This is a genomic window from Streptomyces bambusae (genome assembly GCF_019400985.1).
GTDB classification, from domain to species: domain Bacteria; phylum Actinomycetota; class Actinomycetes; order Streptomycetales; family Streptomycetaceae; genus Streptomyces; species Streptomyces bambusae_A.
Genome location: NZ_WTFF01000394.1, coordinates 1 through 5,901, shown reverse-complemented (window position 1 = coordinate 5,901; position 5,901 = coordinate 1). Strand labels below are relative to the sequence as shown.

Sequence of the window (5,901 nt, the reverse complement as noted above, 5' to 3'; positions counted from 1 at the left end):
CAGGCACCCCACCCTCCGGCGTGACCGGTGACGTCCCCCGCGCGTCCGCCACCTCCCATGTGGGAGGCCAGCGCGCCGCCCCGCGCCCCGCCGCTCCCTCGGCTCGGCCTCCGCCACCCTCGCCCTGCCCGGCCGCGGCGGCGCCCCCGCCCGCTACGGGACCCGGCTCACCCTCGCCGAGGGCGCCGAGCTGCGCTGGCTGCCCGAGCCCCTCGTCTCCGTCCGCGGCAGCGACCTGCGGGTCCACACCCGCGCCGAACTGGCCCCCACCGCCCGGCTGCTGCTGCGCGAGGAGCAGGTGCTCGGCCGCGCCGGCGAGGGGCCCGGCCGCCTGCGCAGCCGGCTGACCGTGACCCGCGGCGGGCGGCCCCTGCTGGACCAGGAGCTGATCTGCGGCCCCGGCGCACCCGCCGGCTGGGACGGCCCGGCCGGGCTCGCCGGACACCGCGCAGTCGGCCAACTCGTCGTCGTGGACCCGGCGTTCGAGGAGAACCCGGTACCCGCAGGAATGCTCGGCGAGCTGGCCGCCGTCACCCCGCTCGCCGGCCCCGCCGTACTCGTCACCGCCCTGGCCCCCGACGCGCTGCGGCTACGGGCCCTGCTGGACGAGGCCGCCTCCGTGCACGGCTGGTGAGGCGCCCGGCGGCAGCGCGCCGCTGAGCGGTACCGGCCCCACCGAATATCGGGTTGGCAAAGAACACCGCTCCACCCTGTCGCCCGCCCCGCGCCGAACGAAAGGATCCTCCTGCTCGTCGACCAAGTCGGCCGCCCACGGCCGTACCTGACGCAGGGGGAACAACCACGTGATACGCACCGCGGCGCTGGGCAGCGCCGCCACTCTGATCGCCGGCACGCTCGCCGCGGGCCTGCTCCTCGCCCCGCCCGCCGCCGCGCGGACCACCGCCGACCTCGGGGTCCCGGAGGCGCTGGGCGTGCAGATCGCCGCCGCCCGGGCGGCCCGCACCGGGATCGACTGGAAGGACTGTCCCGCCGACTGGGGCCTGGAGAAGCCCATCCAGTGCGGCTGGGTGAAGGTCCCGCTCGACTACGCCAAGCCGAACGGCCGCACCATCGACATCGCGGTCGACCGGATCGCCCACACCGGCACCAAGGAGGAGCGCCAGGGCGCCCTCCTGTACAACCCGGGCGGCCCCGGCGGCTCCGGCATGCGCTTCCCGCGCCGGGTCACCACCAAGAACCCGCTGTGGACGAGCACTTCCAAGGCGTACGACTTCGTGGGCTTCGACCCGCGCGGCGTCGGCCACTCCACGCCGATCTCCTGCATCGACCCGCAGGCGTTCGTCAAGGCGCCCAAGGCCGACCCGGTCCCGGACAGCGAGGCCGACAAGCGGGCCCAGCGCAAGCTCGCCGCCGAGTACGCGGACGGCTGCAAGGAGCGCAGCGGCTGGATGCTGCCGTTCATGACGACGCCGAACAGCGCGCGCGACCTGGACGTGCTGCGCGCCGCCCTCGGCGAGCAGAAGCTCAACTTCATCGGCGTCTCGTACGGCACCTACCTCGGCGGGGTCTACGCCACGCTCTTCCCGACGCACGTGCGCCGCATGATCGTCGACAGCGTGGTCAACCCCTCGAAGGAGAAGATCTGGTACGAGGCCAACCTCGACCAGGACGTCGCCTTCCAGATGCGCTGGGACGACTGGAAGGCCTGGGTCGCCAAGAACGACGCCGCCTTCCACATCGGCGACACCCCCGAGAAGGTCGAGGCCAAGTGGCGCGAGCTGCGGGCCACCGCCAAGGCGAACCCGCTCGGCGGCGTGGTCGGCCCGGCCGAGCTGCTCGGCTTCTTCCAGAGCGCCCCGTACTACGACTCCTCCTGGGTGCCCGTCGCCCAGACCTGGAGCGCCTACCTCGCCGGTGACACCCAGGCGCTGGTCGACGCGATCGCCCCGGACATGTCCGACACCGCCGGCAACGCGGCCGCCGAGAACGGCAACGCCGTCTACACCGCCGTCGAGTGCGCGGACGCCAAGTGGCCCACCAGCTGGGCCAAGTGGGACCGGGACAACACGGCCCTGCACCAGGAGTACCCGTTCCTGACCTGGTCCAACGCCTGGATGAACCTGCCCTGCGCGACGTGGCGGTCCAAGCAGCACCGGCCCGTCGAGGTCGGAGCCGGCCGCGGGCTGCCGCCGGTGCTGATCGTGCAGTCGGAGCGGGACGCGGCCACCCCGTACGAGGGCGCCGTCGAGCTGCACCGGCGGCTGGCCGGCTCGCGCCTGATCACCGAGAAGGACGCCGGCTCGCACGGCGTCACCGGGCTGAAGAACCCGTGTGTCAACAGCCGGGTCGACGCCTACCTGCTCACCGGCAAGGTCGACGCCTACGACGTGACCTGCGAGCCGCACGCCACCCCGGCCCCGCCGGCGGCGGCCACGGCCAGGTCGCTGACGCCGGCCCCGGCCGAGCAGCCGGAGGCGGACCTGCCGGCGCTGCTGCCGCGGCGGTGACCGCGCGGTAGCGGCCGGGCCGCACCTGCGACGGGGGAGGGCTCAGCGCGTCCCGCGCCGGGCCCTCCTGCGCGCTTCCTCCTCCTCGGCCTTGACCTCGGTGGCGTAGCGGTCGACGTACTCCTGCCCGGACAGGTCGAGGATCGCCGTCATGATCTCGTCGGTCACGGCCCGCAGGACCGCCCGCTCGCCCTCCATCCCGGCGTAGCGGGAGAAGTCCAGCGGCCGGCCGAAGCGGATCGTCACCCGCCGGAGCTTCGGCACCACCTGCCCGGGCGGCTGGATCTCGAACGTGCCCACCATGGCGCACGGGACCACCGGCACCCGGGCGCCCAGCGCCATCGCGGCCACGCCCACCTTGCCCTTGTACAGCCGTCCGTCGTGCGAGCGGGTGCCCTCGGGGTAGATGCCGAGCAGCTCGCCCTTGGCCAGGACGCCCAGCCCCTCCCGGATCGCGGCCGCTCCGGCCTCCTTGCCGGAGCGGTCCACCGGGATCTGCCCGGCGCTGCGGAAGAACGCGGCCGTCAGCCGGCCCTTCAGGCCGGGCCCGGTGAAGTACTCGGCCTTCGCCAGGAAGGTGATCCGCCGCTTGAGGATGGCGGGCATCAGGAAGTGGTCGGAGAAGGACAGGTGGTTGCCCGCGACGATGGCCGCCCCCTCGGCCGGGACGTTCTCCAGTCCCTCGATCCGCGGCCGGAACAGCAGCCGCAGCAGCGGGCCGAGCAGGACATGCTTGAGCAGGTGGTAGAACACCGGTCGTCGCTCCCGTCGCCGTCTTCTCGCGCCGCGCCGTCATCATCATCCTACGGACAGTCAGCTGCGGTGCGCAGGGGTCGGCGCTGCCGGGACGGGACCGGGACCCGGCCGGGCGGGTCAGGTCAGGAATTGCGGGAGGCCGCCATGCCGACGGTCAGCAGGCCGAGCACGATCCAGCCGAACCACAGCCAGCCGTTGCTGCCGAGCGCCACCGAGTACCCGGCGACCACCACCAGGGCGGCGAAGGTCAGGACGGCCATCGCCTTCACAGAACCGGTCATGCCCCATGGTGGCGCCTGCGGGAGCTCCCGCGCTACCGGCCACGCGCCTGGAGCGAGGCGAGATACGCGTTGTACGCCTCCAGCTCCTTGTCACCGTCGCGGTCGGCGGCCCGGTCGGACCGCTTCGCGGCCCGCTGCTCCGAGTGGTACCACTGGTAGACCAGCGCGATCAGCACCAGCACCGAGGGGATCTCGCTGAACGCCCAGGCGATGCCGCCCGCCCACTGCTGGTCCTGCAGGGCGTCGACGCCCAGCGAGGCCGGCGGGCTCGTGTACGTCGCGATCATGGGCTCGCTCGCCATCATCAGCGCGATGCCGAAGAAGGCGTGGAAGGGCATCCCCGCGAAGAGCTCCAGCATCCGCATGACGTAGCCGGGGCGGTGCGGGCCCGGGTCCACGCCCATGATCGGCCAGAAGAAGACCAGACCGACGGCCAGGAAGTGGACCATCATCGCGATGTGGCCGGGCCTGCTGTCCATCAGGAAGTCGAACAGCGGGGTGAAGTACAGCGCGTACAGGCTCGCGATGAACATCGGGATCGTGAACACCGGGTGGGTGATCACCCGCATGTAGCGGCTGTGCAGCAGCATCAGCAGCAGCTCGCGCGGGCCCTTGGTCCCGCGGCGGGCGGCGGGCGGCAGGGCGCGCAGCGCCAGGGTCACGGGCGCGCCGAGCAGCAGCAGGATGGGCGACAGCATGCTGATGACCATGTGCTGGACCATGTGCACGCTGAACAGGACCATGCCGTAGTCGTTGAGCTTGGTGCACATCACCAGCGCGACGCTCAGTACGCCGACGACGAAGGAGACGGTCCGCCGCACCGGCCAGGCATCGCCGCGCCGGCGCAGCCGGAGCACGCCCCAGCCGTACAGCGCGAGCCCCAGCAGGCTGCCGAACAGGAAGAAGGCGTCGAAGGAGAACTCCAGACCCCGCCCGAGAGTGAACGGCGGCAGGTCCATCTCCATGTCCATGCCGTGCCCGCTGTGATCCATGTGTCCACTCCCTTGACTGTGATGCCCCACCACAGTAATGGCGCCCCCGGACGCGCTCGCGTCCGGGGGCACCCATCGGGACGTACCGGACCCGCCGGGACGGGCCGGGAGGATCAGAGCACGTTCTGCGCCTCGGCGTACCGGTCGGCCGGGACGGTCTTGAGGGTCTGTACGGCGTCCGCCAGCGGCACCATCTCGATGTCCGTGCCGCGCAGCGCGGTGAGCATGCCGAACTCGCCCCGGTGCGCAGCCTCCACCGCGTGCCAGCCGAAGCGGGTGGCCAGCACCCGGTCGTAGGCGGTGGGGGTGCCGCCGCGCTGGACGTGGCCGAGGATCACCGGGCGGGCCTCCTTGCCCAGGCGCGTCTCCAGCTCGACGGCGAGGCGGTTGCCGATGCCGACGAAGCGCTCGTGGCCGTACATGTCCTTGCCGCCCTCCTCCAGCTCCATCGAGCCGGGCCGCGGCTTGGCGCCCTCGGCGACCACGACGATGGCGAAGCGCTTGCCCGCGCTGAACCGCTCACCGACGATCGCCGTCAGCTCGTCGATGTCGAACGGGCGCTCCGGCACGATGATCGCGTGCGCGCCGGCCGCCATGCCCGAGTGCAGCGCGATCCAGCCGGTGTGCCGGCCCATCACCTCCACCACCATGACCCGCTGGTGCGACTCGGCGGTGGTCTTGAGCCGGTCGAGGGCCTCGGTCGCGACGGTGACGGCCGTGTCGAAGCCGAAGGTGACGTCCGTGGAGGCGATGTCGTTGTCGATGGTCTTCGGGACCCCGACGATGGGAAGACCGGCCTCCGAGAGCATGTTGGCGGCCTTCAGGGTGCCCTCGCCGCCGATCGGGATGACGGCGTCCAGGCCGAGGTCGGCGACGTGGCCGCGGGCCCGCTCGACGCCGTCGCGCAGGTGGGCGGGCTGGACCCGGGAGGAGCCCAGCATGGTGCCGCCGCGGGCCAGGATGCCGGCCACGGAGTCCAGGTCGAGCTTGCGGTGGTCGCCCTCCAGCAGGCCCTTCCAGCCGTCGTGGAAGCCGATGACCTCGTCGCCGTGGTCGACGACGGCGCGGTGCACGACGGAGCGGATGACAGCGTTGAGACCGGGGCAGTCGCCGCCGGAAGTGAGCACACCAATGCGCATGGCAGGAAGAACCTCTGCAACGTGGGCCGACGACCGGACCACGTCGTCCGGTTGGAACTACCGGCCACCCTACAAGCGGAAGGAGGGTGGACTGAACCATCCTCCACATCCTGGTCATGATGGTCGTACGAAAAGACCGCGGCCCGGACTCCTCCAGGGGAATCCGGGCCGTACGGCGGATGAACTCGGGCCGGCCGGGCGCCGCCGCCCGGGCCGACCAGGGCGCCGCCGCTCAGGCCGGCCGGGGCGCGGCTCAGGCCGGCTG

General features: G+C 72.6%; 5 protein-coding genes and 1 pseudogene. 2 read left to right on the top strand and 4 right to left on the bottom strand.

Features of this window, described 5'->3' with window-relative positions:
* Positions 1-115: 115 nt before the first annotated feature.
* Both GPJ59_RS32410 and GPJ59_RS32405 read left to right on the top strand, forming a co-directional pair.
* Positions 116-634 (top strand): annotated as a pseudogene (locus tag GPJ59_RS32410) (urease accessory protein UreD); the annotation flags it as partial.
* 169 nt (positions 635-803) lie between these two features.
* Positions 804-2,468, top strand: a complete 1,665-nt coding sequence (locus tag GPJ59_RS32405; RefSeq protein WP_219671492.1) for an alpha/beta hydrolase — start codon at positions 804-806, stop codon at positions 2,466-2,468.
* Positions 2,469-2,510: 42 nt separating this feature from the next.
* Here the strand turns inward: GPJ59_RS32405 and GPJ59_RS32400 are convergent, their stop codons facing one another.
* The 4 genes from GPJ59_RS32400 to GPJ59_RS32385 all read right to left on the bottom strand — a co-directional run bounded on the left by GPJ59_RS32400 (position 2,511) and on the right by GPJ59_RS32385 (position 5,636).
* Positions 2,511-3,221 carry a lysophospholipid acyltransferase family protein gene (locus tag GPJ59_RS32400; RefSeq protein WP_219671491.1) on the bottom strand — a complete coding sequence of 237 codons (711 nt, stop codon included), beginning with the start codon at positions 3,219-3,221 and terminating at the stop codon, positions 2,511-2,513.
* A gap of 125 nt (positions 3,222-3,346) precedes the next feature.
* Positions 3,347-3,505, bottom strand: a complete 159-nt coding sequence (locus GPJ59_RS32395; RefSeq protein ID WP_219671490.1) for a hypothetical protein — start codon at positions 3,503-3,505, stop codon at positions 3,347-3,349.
* A gap of 32 nt (positions 3,506-3,537) precedes the next feature.
* Complete coding sequence (locus GPJ59_RS32390; protein WP_219671489.1) at positions 3,538-4,497, bottom strand: cytochrome c oxidase assembly protein; 960 nt, start codon at positions 4,495-4,497, stop codon at positions 3,538-3,540.
* 113 nt (positions 4,498-4,610) lie between these two features.
* Positions 4,611-5,636 (bottom strand): 6-phosphofructokinase, encoded by a 1,026-nt coding sequence (locus GPJ59_RS32385; RefSeq protein ID WP_219671488.1) that lies wholly within the window; start codon positions 5,634-5,636, stop codon positions 4,611-4,613.
* Between the last annotated feature and the right edge of the window lie 265 nt (positions 5,637-5,901).